Genomic DNA, 18,261 nt, shown 5'->3' on the forward strand with positions numbered 1-18,261 from the left:
CGTCACGGAACTCAACGCCCCAGGGACGGGCGGGTTACGGGGCCCGCGCCGGGCGCGTCAGGCGAACGGGCGCAGCGGGCCGCGCCCCCGGTTGCCATGGGCGGAATACGGCATTTGACTCTCCGAGCACGGGTGTGTCCGTTCGGAGGTGACGCTGATGTTCTCGGCCAGGAGCCTGTTCCAGGAGATCGTCGACAACGACGCCGCCTACCGCCTCTTCTGCTCCATCGCGGCCCGTGGGGAGACCCAGGGCGGCTGGGAGAACGGGCGGATCGCCGCACTGCTGCCGGAGTCCCACAGGGACCTGGCGCCCAAGGTCGCCCGGCACGGCGCCGACGAGGACAAGCACGGCCGGATCTTCCGCGCCCTGCTCCGCAGGCGCGGCCTGACGCCCGTCGAGGTCCCCGAGGCCACCGACTACACCATGCTGCTGGAGCGGCGCGGCACCGGACTGGCCCACAACAAGCTCCGCCGCGAAGAGCCGCTCGGTGAACGGGACATCATCGCCTACCTCGCGCACAGCCGGGTCACCGAGCAGCGCGCCGCGGAGCAGATGCTGCTGCTCCGGAAGCACTTCGGCGACCACCCCGAGGTGGGCCGGGCGGTCCGGATGATCTGCCACGACGAGGAGAACCACCTCGCGTACTGCCACGAGGAACTGCTGCGGCTGGCCCGGGCCGGCCACGGGCGCGCCATCCAGCGGACCCTGCGGCAGTGCGCGCTCGCCGAGATCGCCGTCCACCGGGACGTCAGCCTGGCCGTGATGGCGCGGATGGGCCGCATCCTGGGCTGGTCCCGGAGCAGATCGACGCTGATCAGGGCCGGGATCATGGCGTTCTACGGCTATGAGCGGCTGTTCGGCTGGCGGCGGATGGTCAGCCTCGCGATGCCCGCACGACGGAACGCGCTGGGCGGGCCGGCCGCCACCGCGCCGGAGTTCGCCTGAGCGCCGCGCCCCTCCGCCCCGTTCACAGCCAGCCGCGGCGCTTGAACAGCCGGTAGAGCAGCACCTCGATGGTGGCCATCAGCAGCAGGATCAGCGGATAGCCCAGCGGCCACTTCAGTTCCGGCATGTCGCTGAAGTTCATGCCGTAGATGCCCGCGATCAGGGTGGGCACCGCGGCCAGCGCGGCCCACGCCGAGATCTTGCGCATGTCGTCGTTCTGCCGGACGCCCATCTGCGCCAGATGGGCGGCGAGGATGTCCGACAGCAGCCGGTCCAGGGACTCCACCGACTCGTTGGCGCGGGTCAGATGGTCGCCGACGTCCCGGAAGAACGGCCGGGCGTGGTCGTGCACGAACGGCACCCCGGGGTTCTGCAGACGGTTCATCGGTTCGACCAACGGGACGGTGGCCCGGCGGAATTCGAGCACCTCGCGCTTGAACGCGTAGATCTGGGCGGCGGTGCCCCGGGCCTCCCGGCGGATCGGCGCGAACACCTCCGCCTCCAACTCCTCCATGTCCACCTGGAGTTCGCCGGCGACCTCGATGTAGTGGTCCACCACCGCGTCGCTGATCGCGTAGAGCACCGCGCCGGGGCCGTGCCGCAGGATCTCCGGATGGTGCTCCAGCCGCGCACGGACCGCCGCCAGCGGACTGGCCGTACCGTGCCGGACCGTGACGACGAAGGAGTCGCCGACGAAGACCATCAGCTCCGAGGCGGTCACGGTGTCGGCCGTGACGTCGTAGGTGATCGGCTTCAGCACCACGAACACCGAGTCGTCGTAGACCTCCAGCTTGGGCCGCTGGTGCGCCTTGAGGGCGTCCTCCACAGCCAGCGGATGCAGCCCGAACTCGCTGCTGACCTGGTCGAACTCGTGCTGGGTCGGCTCGTACATGCCCAGCCACAGGAAGGAGTGCCCCTCCGCCCGCGCCGCGGCCAGCGCGCGGGAGAAGTCCCGCGCGCACTCATGGCGGCGGCCCTCGCGGTAGATGGCGCAGTCCACGATCACACCAGGCATTCTCGCCCGTGCCAGGGGCCCCTGCCAGGGAAGCCCACCCGGCCCGGGACCTTCCCGCCCGACAGGCGGGACTTTGGACTCTCTCATCTAGGGTGGCGGGCATGCCCACGCTGATCCTGGTGCGGCACGGCCGCTCCACCGCCAACACCTCCGGCGTGCTCGCCGGCCGGACTCCCAAGGTCGCCCTCGACGAGCGGGGCGCCGCCCAGGCCGCGGCGCTGCCCGCCCGGCTCGCGGGCGTCCCGCTGGCGCTCGCCGTCACCAGCCCGCTCCAGCGCTGCCGGGAGACCCTGGCGCCGCTGCTGGAGGCCCGCCCCGGGCTGCGGCTGGAGACCGACGAGCGGATCACCGAGTGCGACTACGGCGACTGGTCGGGCCGCAAGCTCGCCGAGCTGGCCGACGAACCGCTGATGGAGGCCGTCCAGCAGCACCCCTCCGCGGCCGGCTTCCCCGGCGGCGAGGCGATGCGGGAGATGCAGGCCCGCGCGGTGGCCGCGGTCCGGGACTGGAACGCCCGGGTCGAGGAGACCTCCGGCGCCGAGGCGGCCTACCTGATGTGCTCGCACGGTGACATCATCAAATCCCTGGTCGCCGACGCCCTCGGCATGCACCTGGACCTCTTCCAGCGGATCTCCGTGGAGCCGTGCTCGGTGACCGTGGTCCGCTACACCCGGCTGCGCCCCTACCTCGTACGGCTCGGCGACACCGGCGACCTCGCCTCGCTGATGCCCCGCGAGGACGGCGACGCCGGGAGCGAGCGGGACGCGGCCATCGGAGGCGGTGCGGGCGCAGCGTGATCAGCCGGCGCAGTAGGGTGGTGCGACGGCGCTGCCCGCGACGCCCCTGTGATCCGCGCAGTACCCCCTCCGGGACGCCGCGACCGCAGCGACCGCACTGACCCAAGCAGTCGAGAATCGGAGCAGGACGTTGTCCCGTCAGGTGTTCTTCTACGACCTACCGGACCGCTTCGTGGCCGGTACGGTCGGGCTGCCTGGCCGCCGTAGCTTCTTCCTCCAGGCCGTCGCGAGCGGCCGCGTCACCAGCGTCGCCCTGGAGAAGACCCAGGTGGCGGCGCTCGCCGAGCGGATCGACGAGCTGCTGGACGAAGTCGTGCGGCGCAGCGGCGGCAGCGCCCCGGTGCCCGCCGTCTCCCCGGCCGAGATGGCCGACACCGCGCCGCTGGAGACGCCGGTGGAGGAGGAGTTCCGGGTCGGCACCATGGCCCTGGCCTGGGACGGCGACGAGGAGCGGATGATCGTCGAGGCGCAGGCGCTGGTCGAGTTGGAGGCCGACAGCGACGAGGACCTCGCCGACGCCGAGGAGCGATTGCTCCAGGACGACGAGAACGGCCCGCCGATGCTCCGGGTGCGGCTGACCGGCACCATGGCCCGGGCGTTCGCCAAGCGGGCGCTGGACGTGGTCAACGCCGGCCGCCCGCCGTGCCCGCTGTGCAGCCTGCCGCTCGACCCGGAGGGACACGTATGCCCGCGCCAGAACGGATACCGGCGGGACGCCTGAGCCCCATGGAGCCCCTCGCCGAACCGGCCGGCCCGGAAGCCGCCCCCGCGGCCCCGCAGGAGCCCGTCGGAAGCCTGCCGCCGGAGCTGCTCGCCGAGGGCGAGCTGACCGTCCGCGGCCAGATCCCCGACGCCTCCAACGCCGTCCTCTACTGCACCGTCGAACACGACGGGCGCAGCGCCGCCTGCGTCTACAAACCGGTCGCCGGCGAGCGCCCGTTGTGGGACTTCCCGGACGGCACGCTCGCGCAGCGCGAGGTCGCCGCCTACGAGGTCTCCCGGGCCTGCGGCTGGGACCTCGTCCCCACCACGGTGCTGCGGGACGGCCCGTACGGCACCGGCATGGTCCAGGAGTGGATAGCGCCGCCCGGGGACGCCGACGAGGCGCCCGAGCTGCTGGCGCTGGTCGCCGAGGACGAGCCGGCGCCGGGCTGGAAGGCGGTCGGCCGGGCGGAGATCGGCGCGGGCCGCACCGCACTGCTGGTCCACGCCGACGACCCCCGGCTGCGCCGGCTCGCCGTCCTGGACGCGGTGATCAACAACGGCGACCGCAAGGGCGGCCATCTGCTGCCCGGGGCCGGTGGCGCGTTCTTCGCGATCGATCACGGTGTGACGTTCAACTCGGCCGACAAGCTGCGCACGCTCCTGTGGGGCTGGGCCGGGGAGCCGCTGCCCGACGAGGCGCTGGAGGTGCTGCACGGCCTCAAGGCGGCGCTGGCCGACGGCGCGCCGCTCGCCGCCCGGCTGGCGGAGCTGATCACGGACGCCGAGCTGGCGGCGCTGCGCGCGCGGGTCGAGGGGCTGCTGAGCAGTGGACGCCACCCGGAGCCGAGCGGGGAGTGGCCGGCGATTCCCTGGCCGCCGGTCTGAGCCGGCACGGGCCCCGGCCGCCCAACGGCCGTATGTGTCTGGCACATCCGGCCGCGAACCGCAAGACCGCCTTTCCGGCCAGAGAGGCCCCTCCGGTTCGTATGTGGAACATCCGTCCGGTTACGCTCAATGCATGCATGCATGGCCCGCTTCTGAGGTCCCCGCCCTGCCCGGTCAGGGCCGCGACCTGAGGATCCACGACACCGCGACCGGCGGACGGGTGACCCTCGACCCCGGTCCCGTCGCCCGTATCTACGTCTGCGGCATCACGCCGTACGACGCCACCCACATGGGGCACGCGGCGACCTACAACGCGTTCGACCTCGTCCAGCGCGTGTGGCTCGACACGAAGCGTCAGGTGCACTACGTGCAGAACGTCACCGACGTCGACGACCCGCTGCTGGAACGGGCGGTGGCGACCGGCGACGACTGGACCGCGCTCGCCGAGCGCGAGACGGCCCTCTTCCGCGAGGACATGACGGCGCTGCGGATGCTGCCGCCGCGCCACTACATAGGCGCCGTCGAGTCGATACCTGCCATCGTCCCGCTGGTCGAGCGGCTGCGCGAGGCCGGTGCCGCCTACGAACTCGACGGCGACGTCTACTTCTCGGTCGCCTCCGACCCGCACTTCGGCGAGGTCTCCGGCCTGGACGCCGAGGCGATGCGACTGCTGTCCGCCGAGCGCGGCGGCGACCCGGAGCGCGAGGGCAAGAAGAACCCGCTCGACCCGATGCTGTGGATGGCCGCCCGCGACGGCGAGCCGAGCTGGGACGGCGGCTCGCTGGGCCGCGGCCGGCCCGGCTGGCACATCGAGTGCGTCGCCATCGCCCTGGAGCACCTGGGCATGGGCTTCGACGTCCAGGGCGGCGGCTCCGACCTCGCCTTCCCGCACCACGAGATGGGCGCCTCGCACGCCCAGGCACTGACCGGCCGGCACCCCTTCGCGCAGGCGTATGTGCACGCCGGCATGGTCGCGCTGAACGGCCGGAAGATGTCCAAGTCCAAGGGCAATCTGGTCTTCGTCTCCGCGCTGCGGCGGGCCGGCACCGACCCGGCGGCGATCCGCCTGTCGCTGCTGGCCCACCACTACCGCAGCGACTGGGAGTGGACCGACGAGGTGCTCCGGGAGGCCGAGGACCGGCTGGCCCGCTGGCGCTCCGCGGTCTCCCGCCCCGACGGCCCGCCCGCCGAGGCCCTCCTCGCGGAGATCCGCGCCGCCCTGGCCGACGACCTGGACGCGCCGGCCGCGCTGGCCGCGGTGGACCGCTGGGCCGCCGCGCAGGAGGCCGACGGCGGCACCGACGAGGGCGCGCCCGGCCTCGTCTCCCGTGCGGTGGACGCGCTGCTGGGCGTGGCGCTGTAAGGACGACGGCCGCGCGGTCGCGGCCGGATGCGTGAGGGGCGCCCCCGCCGGAATGGCGGGGGCGCCCCTTCGTCGTGTGCCGGCGGATCGCGGCCGGGCGGCCGGTCAGCGCTCGGCGCCGGAGTCCTCCGGGCCCTCGCCTTCGGTGCGGCCGCCGTCCGGTCCCGCGTCGCGGTCCCCGGTGCCCTCGCCGGCCTCCGGGCCGGTGGACGGCTTCGGGGGGCCGGACTCCTCCGGCGGCCGGGGCTCGCGCGGCTCCTTGGGCGTGGCGCGCGGGTGCCGGGAGCGGCCGCTGGTGGTGTCGCGGAGGTAGGAGCCGTCCCGGCCGTCGGCGACGCCGCCCTCGCTCGCCACCCCGGGGCCGGCCTGCGGGTCACGGCGGCGCAGATAGCGCTCGAACTCGCGGGCGATGGCCTCACCGGACGCCTCCGGCAGTTCGGCGGTGTCCCGGGCCTCCTCCAGCGACTGGACGTACTCGGCGACCTCGCTGTCCTCCGCGGCGAGTTGGTCCACGCCCAGCTGCCAGGCGCGGGCGTCCTCGGTCAGCTCGCCGAGCGGGATCCGCAGGTCGAGCAGGTCCTCCAGGCGGTTGAGGAGGGCGAGGGTGGCCTTGGGGTTGGGCGGCTGGGAGACGTAGTGCGGCACCGCGGCCCACAGACTGACCGCCGGGACCCCGGCGTGTGTGCACGCCTCCTGGAGGATGCCGACGATGCCCGTGGGGCCTTCGTAGCGGGACTCCTCCAGATCCAGCCGGCGGGCCACGTCCGCGTCGGAGCTGACGCCGCTCACCGGGACCGGCCGGGTGTGCGGGGTGTCGCCCAGCAGCGAGCCCAGCACCACCACCATCTCGACGCCCAACTCATGGGCGAAGCCGAGGAGTTCGTTGCAGAACGAGCGCCAGCGCATGCTCGGCTCGATGCCGCGGACCAGGACCAGGTCGCGGGGGTTCCCCTTGCCGTCCGCGTCGCCGACCCGGACGACGGAGAGCCGCGTCGTGGGCCAGGTGATCTTGCGGACGCCGTTCTCCAGGAAGACCGTGGGGCGGTTCACCTGGAAGTCGTAGTAGTCCTCCGCGTCGAGCGCGGCGAAGACCTCGCCCTTCCACTCCCGGTCAAGGTGGGCGACCGCGGCGGAGGCGGCGTCGCCGGCGTCGTTCCAGCCTTCGAACGCGGCCACCATGACCGGGTCGATCAGCTCGGGCACCCCCTCCAGCTCGATCACCCAGCCCCTCCTTCCGGCCGGTCGGGCCGCCTGGGGCGGCCGCCGGCAGCAGTTCCATTGCGTGCGCTCCCAAGACTACGGCTTATCCGGGGCCGATCCGCAGCCCCTTTACGAGCGTGTGTGCGGACGGCCCGGAGCGGCCCGCGGCCCGCTCCGCGGCCTGGCCGTCCGTATTCCGCCAGCGCCGCACGCCGCCGTGCCGGAGGATCGAGCCGTACCGCGGAGGAAGCCCCCGGAAACGCCGAAAGCGTGCTGGAGTCCCTCAACTCGGTGCTTTTGCTGAGGATTTGGATGCGAGACAGGTGAGGACGATGACGGCAATCACGACGACCACGACGGCCACGATGGCCACGGAGCCCGCCGGCCCGGTGCCCGGCGCCCGCCCGCTGACCGGCAGGGCGGCGCTGGTGACCGGCGGCAGCCGGGGCATCGGCGCGGCCATCGCGGTGCGGCTGGCGGCCGACGGGGCGGCGGTGGCGCTGACCTACCGGGACCGGGACGACCTGGCCGCCCGGGTCGTCGAGGAGATCGAGGAGGCCGGCGGGCGGGCCTGGGCGCTCCGGGCCGACGCCGCGGACCCGGAGGAGGTGCGGGCCTCGGTCGCCGCCGCGGCCGACCGCATGGGACGGCTGGACATCCTCGTCAACAACGCGGGCGTGGGCCTCATCGCGCCCTTCGAGGGCATCGCGCTCGACGCCGTGGACCGGGTGCTGGCGACCAACGTCCGCGCCCCCTTCCTGGCAGCCCAGGCCGCGGCCGCCCACCTGGCCGAGGGCGGCCGGATCATCTCGATCGGCAGCTGCCTGGCCGAGCGGGTGGCCTTCCCCGGCGGCTCCCTCTACGCCACGAGCAAGGCCGCGCTCACCGGCCTGACCAGGGCGCTGGCCCGGGAGCTGGGGCCTCGCGGCATCACCGTCAACCTCGTCCACCCGGGGCCCATCGACACCGACATGAACCCCGCGGACGGCGAGAACGCCGCGTTCCAGGCGCAGTTGACCTCGCTCGGCAGCTACGGGCGGCCGGCGGACGTGGCGGCGACGGTGGCCCACCTGGCGGGCGACGGCGGCCGGTACATCACCGGTGCCGCGCTCGCGGTCGACGGCGGCTTCGCCGCCTGACGGGCGGCCGCGGGCGCCCGGTCGCGCCCGCGGTCACCGCCGCTCCCCGCCCTCCGGGGCGCCGTCCGCCGCGTCCTCCCACAGCGTGCTGGGCGCCTCGCGGCGGACCACGGGGGCGATCTCCTCGGCGAACCGGTGCAGGGTCTCCAGCTGTTCGGCGTGGTCCAGCCCGAAGCCGTCGACGCTGAGCGACTGCAGGTCGTGCCCGTACACCGCGTGCCAGCCGAGGATCTTGTCGATGATCTGCTGCGGCGAGCCGATCAGCTGCGGGCCGTCCGCGATGGCGTCCTCGATGGTGCGGAACGGGGTGTTGTAGCCGGGCCGGCCCGCCAGGTGCGGCCGGAAGCTCTGTGCGACCCGCGCCTCGTAGAGGTCCTTGTAGCGGGCGATCGCCTGCCGTTCGCTGTCGGCGATCAGCAGCCCGCCGGAGCCCGCGGCCACCCGGGCCCGGGCCGGGTCGTGCCCGTAAGCCGCGAACCGCTCGCGGTAGTGGGCGATCAGCGCGGCGTAGGCGGCGCGCGGCTGGATCGCGTTGGCGGTGAACAGCGGATCGCCGTGCCTCGCGGCGAGTTCGGGGGAGTTGCGGCTGGTGGCCGAGCCGTGCCAGATCCGCGGCGGGCCGTCGTAGGGGCGCGGCAGGGTCGTGACGTTCTTCAGCGGCGGCCGGAACTCGCCCGACCAGTCGACGTTCTCCTCGTGCCACAGCCGGCGCAGCAGCTCGTACTTCTCGGCCTGGAGGTCCCACTGCCGCTCCTCGTCGAGGCCGAAGAGGTCGAAGTGCCCGGCCTCGGCGCCCTTGCCGACGACCAGCTCCAGCCGCCCGCGGGCGAGTTGGTCGAGCGTCGCGTAGTCCTCGGCGACCCGCACCGGGTCCAGGATCGCCACGACGGTGACCCCGGTCAGCAGCCGGATCCGGGACGTCCGGGCGGCCAGCGCGCCCAGCACCACCGACGGGCTGGAGGAGAGGAAGGGGCCGGCGTGCCGTTCGCCGACGGCGTACGCGTCGAAGCCGAGCCGCTCGGCCGCCTCGGCGCTCGCCACGACTTCGGCGAACCGGTCGGCGGGGGCGGCCAGTTGTCCGGTCAGCGGGTGCGGCGCATGGCCGATCAGGGAGAGCACGGAGAATTTCATGGCGTCCTTCCGGCGTGAGTCCACCCCGGCGGTGGTCCTCCCGCTGTGCGGTCCTCCCACTGTGCGCGCCGGACGTTGCGGCGGCGTGTCGGCCGTGTGGCACCGTGCCGCCGGACGGCCGCGGCGCGCGCCCCGGAGGGGGACGCGCGCCGCGGTGTGCTCCGCAAAGGGGCCGGGGCGGCCCGTGGACCGCCCCGACTCACCTCACCCGTGCGGTGTTCTGACGAAGCGTCAGTCCTCCAGCATGGTCTTGACCCGGGCGCGGATGTCCTCCGTGGCCAGGCCGCGGATGGTCAGCGTGGTCCGGCGGCGCAGCACGTCGTCGACGGTCTCGGCCCACTCGTGGTCCCGGGCGTAGGCGACCTGCGCCCAGATCTCCGGGGCGTCCGGGTGGATCCGCTCGGCCAGCGCCGGGTCCTCGTTCGCCAGCCGGGCGATGTCGAAGGAGAGCGAACCGTAGTGGGTGGCCAGGTGCCGCGCGGTGTCGGCGGCCATCCGCGGGCCGGGCGTGCCGCCGTCCACCAGCAGCCGGTGGGCGACCGCGTTGGGGTTGGCGATACCGGGCAGCGGGAGCTTCTTCGGCAGCTGCGCGATCGGCTCCATGTCCTCGGCCAGCGGGTGGCCGGGCAGCGCGGCGAGCTTGTTCATCACCGTGCGGCCGATGTGCCGGAAGGTGGTCCACTTGCCGCCGGCCACCGACAGCATCCCGCCGCGGCCCTCGGTGACGACCGTCTCGCGCTTGGCCTTCGAGGTGTCGCCGGGACCGCCCGGAAGCACCCGCAGACCGGCGAACGAGTAGGTGATCAGGTCGCGGGAGAGCTGCTGGTCGCGGACGGAGAAGGCGGCCTCGTCCAGGATCTGGGCGGTGTCCTTCTCGTTGACCGCGACGTCCGCCGGGTCGCCCTCGTACTCCTCGTCGGTGGTGCCGAGCAGCAGCATGTCCTCCCAGGGGAGGGCGAAGGTGATGCGGTACTTGTCGATCGGGGTGGCCAGCGCCGCCTTCCAGGGCGAGGTGCGCTTGAGCACCAGGTGCGCGCCCTTGGACAGGCGGATGGAGGGCGCCGCGTTCGGGTCCTCCATCTTGCGCAGGTGGTCCACCCACGGGCCGGTGGCGTTGAGCACCAGGCGGGCGCTGACGCCGAACTCGGCTCCGTCGAGGCGGTCCTTGAGCTCCGCACCGGTGACCCGGCCCTGGGTGAAGCGCAGGCCGGTGACCTCGGCGTGGTTGAGGACCGTGGCGCCGGCGGCGACCGCCGCGCGGACGGTCATCAGCGCCATCCGGGAGTCGTTCATCTGGTCGTCGCCGTACACGGCAACGGCCTTGAGGTTCTCCGTCCGCAGCTCCGGGACGTCGCGCTGGGCCTTGGCCGGGCTTATGACGTGGCCGACGCCGTCACCGAACGCGGAGAGCGCGGAGTAGGCGAAGACGCCCGCGCCGAGCTTGGCCGCGCCGTGCGGGCCGCCCTTGTAGACCGGCAGGTAGAAGGTGAGCGGGTTGGCCAGGTGCGGGGCCACCTCGCGGGAGACCGCGCGCCGCTCGAAGTGGTTCTCCGCGACCAGCTTGACCGCACCGGTCTGCAGGTAGCGCAGACCGCCGTGCAGCAGCTTGGAGGAGGCGGAGGAGGTGGCGCCGGCGAAGTCGCCGGCGTCCACCAGGGCAACCCGCAGTCCGGCCTGCGCGGCATGCCAGGCGGTGGAGATGCCCAGGATGCCGCCGCCGATCACCAGGAGGTCGTACGTCGCCTTGGACAGCTGCTCCCGGGTTTCGGCGCGGCTCGGCAGGGAACCGGCGGCCGGGTGCGTCCCGAGGGCCGGGACGCTCTGCAGGGTGCTCATGATGTGCTCCTCAGTCAGCTCTCGTCGTCGAGCCAGCCCATGGTCCGCTCAACGGCCTTGAGCCAGTTCTTGTACTCGCGGTCACGGGTGGCCGCGTCCATGCGGGGGGTCCACTCGGCGGCCCGGCGCCAGTTGGCGCGCAGCTCGTCGGTGCTGGACCAGAAGCCGACGGCCAGTCCGGCCGCGTAGGCAGCGCCGAGGCAGGTGGTCTCGGCCACCATCGGGCGCACCACGGGTGCGTCCAGGAAGTCCGAGATGGTCTGCATCAGCAGGTTGTTGGAGGTCATTCCGCCGTCGACCTTGAGCGCGGTCAGGTCGACGCCGGAGTCCTTGGTCATGGCGTCGGTGATCTCGCGGGTCTGCCAGGCGGTGGCCTCAAGAACGGCGCGGGCGATGTGCGCCTTGGTGACGTAACGGGTCAGGCCCGCGATGACACCGCGCGCGTCGGAGCGCCAGTACGGGGCGAACAGGCCGGAGAAGGCCGGCACGAAGTAGGCGCCGCCGTTGTCCTCGACGGTGCTGGCCAGCGTCTCGATCTCGGCCGCGCTGTTGATCAGCCCCATCTGGTCGCGCATCCACTGGACGAGCGAGCCGGTGACGGCGATGGAGCCCTCCAGGGCGTACACCGTCTGCTGGTCGCCGATCCGGTAGCCGACCGTGGTCAGCAGCCCGTTGTAGGAGTTCACCGGCTGGTGGCCGGTGTTCATCAGCATGAAGGTGCCGGTGCCGTACGTGGACTTGGCCTCGCCCTCCTCGAAGCAGGTCTGGCCGAAGAGCGCGGCCTGCTGGTCGCCGAGCGCGGAGGCGACCGGCACGCCCGCCAGGACGCCGTCGGCGGTGGTGCCGTAGACCTCGGCGGAGGACCGGATCTCGGGCAGCAGCGAGGCGGGGATGTCCAGGGAGGCGAGGATCTTCTCGTCCCACTGCAGGGTGTGCAGGTTCATCAGGAGGGTGCGCGAGGCGTTGGTCACGTCGGTGACGTGCCGGCCGCCGTTGACGCCGCCGGTGAGGTTCCAGATGACCCAGGAGTCCATGGTGCCGAAGAGGATCTCGCCGCGCTCGGCGCGCTCGCGCAGGCCCTCGACGTTGTCCAGCAGCCAGCGGACCTTCGGGCCGGCGAAGTACGAGGCCAGCGGCAGGCCGGTCTCGCGGCGGAAGCGGTCCTGGCCGACGTTGCGGCCCAGCTCCCGGCAGAGCGCGTCGGTGCGGGTGTCCTGCCAGACGATGGCGTTGTGGACCGGCTCGCCGGTGTTCTTGTCCCAGAGGAGAGTGGTCTCGCGCTGGTTGGTGATGCCGATCGCCTTGACGTCGTCAGGGGAGAAGCCGGGGTTGCTCTGTGCGGCCTTGTCGATGGCGCCCGCGACGACCTGTTGGACGTTGCTCCAGATTTCGGCGGCATCGTGTTCGACCCAGCCCGGCTTCGGGAAGATCTGCTCGTGTTCCTTCTGTTCGACGGAGACGATCCGGCCGTCGCGGTCGAAGACGATGCAGCGGCTGGACGTGGTGCCCTGGTCGATCGCCGCGATGAATGGACCGTGGCCGTGCGAGGAGGTGCTGGGGGTGTCGCTCATGGTGTGCTCCAGGGGTCGGTGCGGGCGTGGTGGGCGGGGCGGCTCAGGCGAACGCCAGTTGATAGATGCCCCCGGCGACGGCTCCGCCGATCAGCGGGCCCACGACGGGGATCCAGGCGTAGCCCCAGTCGGAACCACCCTTGTTCGGCAGCGGCAGCAGCGCGTGCACGATGCGCGGGCCGAGGTCGCGGACCGGGTTGATGGCGTAGCCGGTCGGTCCGCCCAGAGACAGGCCGATACCGGTGACGACCAGGGCGACCAGCAGTGTGCCGATCGCGCCCACGCCCTTGCCGTTGTCGCTCAGCCCGAGGGTGAGGATCGACAGCACGAGCACAGCGGTGGCGATGATCTCCGTGACGAGGTTCTGGACCACGTTCCGGATCTCGGGGCCGGTGGAGAAGATGCCCAGCACGGGGCCGGCCTTCGGGGCGGCGGCCGGGTCGACCATGCCCTCCTCGCCGAAGTGGCCGGTCAGAACCTCCGGGTCGGTCAGATGCGCCCGGAACTGCCCGTAGTACACGAGCCACACCAGCACCGCGCCGATCATGGCGCCGAGGAACTCGCCGGCGAAGTACACCGGCACCTGGCTCCACTCGATGCCGCCCTTGATCGCGAGACCGATGGTGACGGCGGGGTTGAGGTGTGCGCCGGACTTGGCGGCGATGTAGGCACCCGTCAGGACGGCGAAGCCCCACCCGAAGGCGATGGCGACCCATCCGGCGTTGAACGCCTTGGAGCGCTTGAAGGTGACGGCGGCGCACACGCCACCGCCCATCAAGATCAGAACAGCGGTACCGATGGTCTCGCTGATGAAGATGTCGGAGCTGGACACCCGCGACTCCTTTGTCCTTCGTCCAGGGGAAGGCGAACCCCGGGTCCCTCCGGTGGTCCGCACCCTCCGAGAGGGCGTTGGTCGGCCCGCGGCAGTCCACACCATAACGCTTATTTCCGTCAGGTGTTCGGCAATGCCGACCGACGAACGGCAGTTTTGTTTACCTCCTAGACCCCGTCAAGGGCTCTGTGGCGAAAAATCTAGGTGAACATCTGGGGCAAAACCGGTCAGAACCGCCCTGCCCCGAGGTCCCGGGAGACCGCTCGTGCGCAATCCCTCACAGCAGCGACGATTTCCGGCCGCAGTTCGCCGTCGCGGCACACCCGCTCGACGGCCCCGGTGACCCCCACCGCGCCCACCGGCATCCGCCGCCGGTCGTGGATCGGCGCCGCGATCGAGGCCACGCCCTCCCAGGTCTCCTCCACGTCCGCCGCCCAGCCGCGCGCCCGCGTCAGGTCCAGCACCGCCTCGAAGTCGGTCAGTCCGGTCGTCGTCCGCGGGGTGAAGGACTCCCGCTCGGCCTCCACGGCCTCGCTGTGCGCCACCGGGTCGTACGCCGACAGCACCTTCCCCAGGGCCGTGCTGTGCAGCGGCTGCATCGCGCCGACCTCCAGCACCTGGCGGCTGTCGTCGGGGCGGAAGACGTGGTGCACGATCAGCACGCCCTGCTGGTGCAGGACGCCGAGATAGACGCTCTCCCCGCTGGAGCGGGCCAGGTCGTCGGTCCACACCAGGGCGCGGGCCCGCAGCTCGTGGACGTCCAGGTAGCTGTTGCCCAGCCGCAGCAGCTCGGCGCCGAGCTGGTAGCGGCCCGAGGCGGCGTCCTGCTCCACGAAGCCCTCCTGCTGGAGGGTGCGCAGGATGCCGTGCGCCGTACCCTTGGCCAGTCCGAGCGAGGAGGAGATGTCGGAGAGGCCCAGCCGCCGTTCTCCCCCTGCGAGCAGCCGCAGCATCGCGGCTGCTCGCTCCAGCGACTGGATGGTGCGTGCCATCGGGCGACCTCCGAAAAATCTGGTTCGACAATGCTGAACGATATCGGCCCATGCCGACCATGGGGAGTGGGCCCGGCTGCCGACGATCATGGCTGACGGACCGGTCCGGCCTCCGGAACCGCTGTCCACGCCGTGGAACGGGGAACACCTCTCTCGGCCCGGAAGCTACGCTGGCCGGGTGCGCCCTCTTCAGGAGGGGTGCAAAGCCGACAGCCGTCGCAACCACGGGAGCACTTCCATGGCTTCGAATTCGCCCGCGTCCACCAGCTCGTCCCGCGTCACCTCACTCCGCGAAGCGCTTGCCTCACGGGTCGTGGTCGCCGATGGCGCCATGGGCACGATGCTGCAGGCACAGGACCCGACCATGGAGGACTTCCAGCAGCTGGAGGGCTGCAACGAGATCCTCAACCTCACCCGCCCCGACATCGTGCGGTCGGTTCACGAGGCGTACTTCGAGGTCGGCGTCGACTGCGTCGAGACCAACACCTTCGGCGCCAACTTCGCCGCCCTGTCCGAGTACGACATCCCCGAGCAGGTCTTCGAGCTGTCCGAGTCCGGCGCCCGGATCGCCCGCGAGGTCGCCGACGAGTTCACCGCCGCCACCGGCCAGCAGCGCTACGTCCTGGGCTCGATGGGCCCCGGCACCAAGCTGCCCACCCTCGGCCACGTCGCCTACGGCACCCTGCGTGACGCCTACCAGCAGAACGCCGAGGGCATGATCGCCGGCGGCGCGGACGCCCTGCTGGTGGAGACCACCCAGGACCTCCTGCAGACCAAGGCCGCCGTGCTCGGCGCCCGCCGCGCCCTGGAGGCCACCGGCACCCACCTGCCCATCATCTGCTCCGTCACCGTCGAGACCACCGGCACGATGCTGCTGGGCTCGGAGATCGGGGCGGCGCTGACGGCACTGGAGCCGCTGGGCATCGACATGATCGGCCTGAACTGCGCCACCGGCCCGGCCGAGATGAGCGAGCACCTGCGCTACCTGGCCCGCCATTCCCGCGTCCCGCTGTCCTGCATGCCCAACGCCGGCCTGCCGGTCCTGGGCAAGGACGGCGCGCACTACCCGCTGACCGCCGCCGAGCTGGCCGACGCCCAGGAGACCTTCGTCGCCGACTACGGGCTGTCGCTGGTCGGCGGCTGCTGCGGCACCACCCCCGAGCACCTGCGCCAGGTCGTCGAGCGGGTCCGGGGCCTGGCGCCCACCGCCCGTGAGGTGCGCCCCGAGCCCGGCGCGGCCTCCCTCTACCAGACCGTCCCGTTCCGCCAGGACACCTCCTACCTGGCGATCGGCGAGCGCACCAACGCCAACGGCTCGAAGAAGTTCCGCGAGGCGATGCTTCAGGGCCGCTGGGACGACTGCGTGGAGATGGCCCGCGACCAGATCCGCGAGGGCGCCCACATGCTCGACCTGTGCGTCGACTACGTCGGCCGGGACGGCGTCACCGACATGCAGGAGCTGGCCGGCCGGTTCGCCACCGCCTCCACCCTGCCGATCGTCCTGGACTCCACCGAGGTCGACGTCCTGCGGGCCGGACTGGAGAAGCTCGGCGGCCGCGCCGTGCTCAACTCCGTCAACTACGAGGACGGCGCCGGCCCCGAGTCCCGCTTCGCGAAGGTGACCCGGCTGGCCGTCGAGCACGGCGCGGCGCTGATCGCCCTGACCATCGACGAGGAGGGCCAGGCCCGCACCGTCGAGAAGAAGGTCGAGATCGCCGAGCGGCTGATCGCGGACCTGACGGGCAACTGGGGCGTGCGCGAGTCCGACATCCTCATCGACTGCCTGACCTTCACCATCTGCACCGGCCAGGAGGAGTCCCGCAAGGACGGCATCGCCACCATCGAGGCGATCCGCGAACTGAAGAAGCGCCACCCGGACGTCCAGACCACCCTCGGCCTGTCCAACATCTCCTTCGGCCTCAACCCGGCCGCACGCATCGTCCTCAACTCCGTCTTCCTGGACGAGTGCGTCAAGGCCGGCCTGGACTCCGCCATCGTGCACGCCTCGAAGATCCTGCCGATCGCCCGCTTCGACGACGAGCAGGTGACCTGCGCCCTCGACCTGATCTACGACCGGCGCGCCGAGGGCTACGACCCGCTGCAGAAGCTGATGGAGCTCTTCGAGGGCGCCACCGCCAAGTCCCTCAAGGCCGACAAGGCCGCCGAACTGGCCGCGCTGCCGCTGGAGGAGCGCCTCAAGCACCGCATCATCGACGGCGAGCGCAACGGCCTGGAGGACGACCTCGCCGAGGCCCTGACGGAGCGTCCGGCCCTCGACATCGTCAACGAGACCCTGCTGGCCGGTATGAAAGTGGTCGGCGAACTGTTCGGTTCCGGCCAGATGCAGCTGCCGTTCGTGCTCCAGTCCGCCGAGGTCATGAAGACCGCGGTGGCCTATCTGGAGCCGCACATGGAGAAGTCCGACGACGAGGGCAAGGGCACCATCGTGCTGGCCACCGTCCGCGGCGACGTCCACGACATCGGCAAGAACCTCGTCGACATCATCCTGTCCAACAACGGCTACAACGTCGTCAACCTCGGCATCAAGCAGCCCGTCTCCGCGATCCTGGAGGCCGCCGAGGAGCACCGGGCCGACGTCATCGGCATGTCCGGGCTCCTGGTCAAGTCCACCGTGATCATGAAGGAGAACTTGGAGGAGCTCAACCAGCGCAAGATGGCGGCCGACTACCCCGTCATCCTCGGCGGCGCCGCCCTCACCCGCGCCTACGTCGAACAGGACCTCCACGAGATCTACGAGGGCGAGGTCCGCTACGCCCGCGACGCGTTCGAGGGCCTGCGGCTGATGGACGCGCTGATCGCCGTCAAGCGCGGCGTGCCCGGCGCGACCCTGCCCGAGCTCAAGCAGCGCCGGGTGCCCAAGCGGGACGCGACGGTCACCGAGCCGGAGCCGGAGGAGGGCACCGTCCGCTCGGACGTCGCCACCGACAACCCCGTGCCCACCCCGCCGTTCTGGGGCACCCGCGTCATCAAGGGCATCCAGCTCGCCGACTACGCCTCCTGGCTGGACGAAGGCGCCCTGTTCAAGGGCCAGTGGGGGCTGAAGCAGGCCCGCACCGGCGAGGGCCCCAGCTATGAGGAACTGGTCGAGACCGAGGGCCGGCCGCGGCTGCGCGGCTGGCTGGACAAGCTCCAGACCGAGAACCTCCTGGAGGCGGCCGTCGTCCACGGCTACTTCCCGTGCGTCTCCAAGGGCGACGACCTGATCCTGCTCCACGAGGACGGCACCGAGCGGACCCGCTTCACCTTCCCCCGCCAGCGCCGCGGCCGCCGGCTGTGCCTGGCCGACTTCTTCCGTCCGGAGGAGTCCGGCGAGACCGACGTCGTCGGCCTCCAGGTGGTCACCGTCGGCTCCAGGATCGGCGCGGCCACCGCCGAGCTGTTCGAGGCCAACTCCTACCGCGACTACCTCGAACTCCACGGTCTGTCCGTGCAGTTGGCCGAGGCGCTGGCCGAGTACTGGCACGCCCGGGTCCGCGGCGAGCTGGGCTTCGCCGGCGAGGACCCGGCCGACGTCGAGGACATGTTCGCGCTGAAGTACCGCGGCGCCCGCTTCTCCCTCGGCTACGGAGCCTGCCCCGACCTGGAGGACCGCGCCAAGATCGCCGACCTCCTGCAGCCGGAGCGGATCGGCGTCCAGCTCTCCGAGGAGTTCCAGCTCCACCCCGAGCAGTCCACCGACGCCATCGTCATCCACCACCCGGAGGCGAAGTACTTCAACGCGCGGTAACCGGGGCCCCGGGCAAGCCCCGGGACCGCGGTGACCTGCGGTGGCACGGCGAACCGGCCGGAGCGCCCACGGAAGCGGATCCTCCGCACTCCCCGGGCGTT

At 72.1% G+C, this 18,261-nt stretch carries 14 protein-coding genes; 7 read left to right on the top strand and 7 right to left on the bottom strand.

Going from position 1 to position 18,261, the window contains the following annotated elements; translation table 11 throughout:
* The first annotated feature begins 157 nt into the window (after nucleotides 1-157).
* Nucleotides 158-946 (top strand): hypothetical protein, encoded by a 789-nt coding sequence (locus B073_RS0105860; protein ID WP_018537161.1) that lies wholly within the window; start codon nucleotides 158-160, stop codon nucleotides 944-946.
* A gap of 22 nt (nucleotides 947-968) precedes the next feature.
* Here the strand turns inward: B073_RS0105860 and corA are convergent, their stop codons facing one another.
* Entirely contained in the window at nucleotides 969-1,961 is a 993-nt protein-coding gene (gene corA / locus B073_RS0105865) for a magnesium/cobalt transporter CorA (RefSeq protein WP_026247102.1), read from the bottom strand.
* Between the two features lie 101 nt (nucleotides 1,962-2,062).
* Between corA and B073_RS0105870 the strand changes: the two genes are divergently transcribed.
* The 4 genes from B073_RS0105870 (at nucleotide 2,063) to mshC (ending at nucleotide 5,711) form a co-directional block, all read left to right on the top strand.
* Nucleotides 2,063-2,758 carry a histidine phosphatase family protein gene (locus tag B073_RS0105870; RefSeq protein WP_018537163.1) on the top strand — a complete coding sequence of 232 codons (696 nt, stop codon included), beginning with the start codon at nucleotides 2,063-2,065 and terminating at the stop codon, nucleotides 2,756-2,758.
* 130 nt (nucleotides 2,759-2,888) lie between these two features.
* On the top strand, nucleotides 2,889-3,479 hold the full coding sequence (locus tag B073_RS0105875) for a DUF3090 domain-containing protein (protein WP_078507906.1): 591 nt from the start codon (nucleotides 2,889-2,891) through the stop codon (nucleotides 3,477-3,479).
* Nucleotides 3,443-4,348 (top strand): SCO1664 family protein, encoded by a 906-nt coding sequence (locus tag B073_RS0105880; RefSeq protein ID WP_199788109.1) that lies wholly within the window; start codon nucleotides 3,443-3,445, stop codon nucleotides 4,346-4,348. Before B073_RS0105875 ends, B073_RS0105880 begins: the two co-directional genes overlap by 37 nt.
* 133 nt (nucleotides 4,349-4,481) lie before the next feature.
* Nucleotides 4,482-5,711: a cysteine--1-D-myo-inosityl 2-amino-2-deoxy-alpha-D-glucopyranoside ligase gene (mshC, locus tag B073_RS0105885; RefSeq protein ID WP_018537166.1), complete on the top strand. Its 1,230-nt coding sequence runs from the start codon at nucleotides 4,482-4,484 to the stop codon at nucleotides 5,709-5,711.
* Nucleotides 5,712-5,816: 105 nt separating this feature from the next.
* Here mshC and B073_RS39205 read toward each other — a convergent pair whose 3' ends face one another.
* Entirely contained in the window at nucleotides 5,817-6,932 is a 1,116-nt protein-coding gene (locus tag B073_RS39205; protein WP_018537167.1) for a PAC2 family protein, read from the bottom strand.
* A 311-nt stretch (nucleotides 6,933-7,243) separates the two neighbouring features.
* On the opposite strand from B073_RS39205, the gene B073_RS0105895 reads away from it, so the two are divergent.
* Nucleotides 7,244-8,050: an SDR family oxidoreductase gene (locus B073_RS0105895; protein WP_018537168.1), complete on the top strand. Its 807-nt coding sequence runs from the start codon at nucleotides 7,244-7,246 to the stop codon at nucleotides 8,048-8,050.
* Between the two features lie 33 nt (nucleotides 8,051-8,083).
* On the opposite strand, the gene B073_RS0105900 is transcribed toward B073_RS0105895, so the two are convergent.
* From B073_RS0105900 to B073_RS0105920, 5 genes are all read right to left on the bottom strand, one after another.
* A complete protein-coding gene (locus tag B073_RS0105900; RefSeq protein WP_037810972.1) occupies nucleotides 8,084-9,181 on the bottom strand; it encodes an LLM class flavin-dependent oxidoreductase in 1,098 nt (365 codons plus the stop codon).
* Nucleotides 9,182-9,412: 231 nt separating this feature from the next.
* Nucleotides 9,413-11,017, bottom strand: a complete 1,605-nt coding sequence (locus tag B073_RS0105905) for a glycerol-3-phosphate dehydrogenase/oxidase (protein ID WP_018537170.1) — start codon at nucleotides 11,015-11,017, stop codon at nucleotides 9,413-9,415.
* A 14-nt stretch (nucleotides 11,018-11,031) separates the two neighbouring features.
* Nucleotides 11,032-12,588, bottom strand: a complete 1,557-nt coding sequence (gene glpK, locus B073_RS0105910; RefSeq protein WP_018537171.1) for a glycerol kinase GlpK — start codon at nucleotides 12,586-12,588, stop codon at nucleotides 11,032-11,034.
* A gap of 43 nt (nucleotides 12,589-12,631) precedes the next feature.
* Nucleotides 12,632-13,420 (bottom strand): MIP/aquaporin family protein, encoded by a 789-nt coding sequence (locus tag B073_RS0105915; RefSeq protein WP_018537172.1) that lies wholly within the window; start codon nucleotides 13,418-13,420, stop codon nucleotides 12,632-12,634.
* Between the two features lie 227 nt (nucleotides 13,421-13,647).
* Nucleotides 13,648-14,412 (bottom strand): IclR family transcriptional regulator, encoded by a 765-nt coding sequence (locus B073_RS0105920; protein ID WP_018537173.1) that lies wholly within the window; start codon nucleotides 14,410-14,412, stop codon nucleotides 13,648-13,650.
* A 238-nt stretch (nucleotides 14,413-14,650) separates the two neighbouring features.
* Here B073_RS0105920 and metH point away from each other — a divergent pair, with 238 nt between their 5' ends.
* The gene (metH, locus tag B073_RS0105925; RefSeq protein WP_026247104.1) at nucleotides 14,651-18,160 is read left to right on the top strand and encodes a methionine synthase; all 3,510 of its coding nucleotides are present in this window, start codon (nucleotides 14,651-14,653) and stop codon (nucleotides 18,158-18,160) included.
* Nucleotides 18,161-18,261 lie beyond the last annotated feature (101 nt).

Origin of the sequence: Streptomyces sp. MspMP-M5, from assembly GCF_000373585.1 — a bacterium.
Classification (GTDB): domain Bacteria; phylum Actinomycetota; class Actinomycetes; order Streptomycetales; family Streptomycetaceae; genus Streptomyces.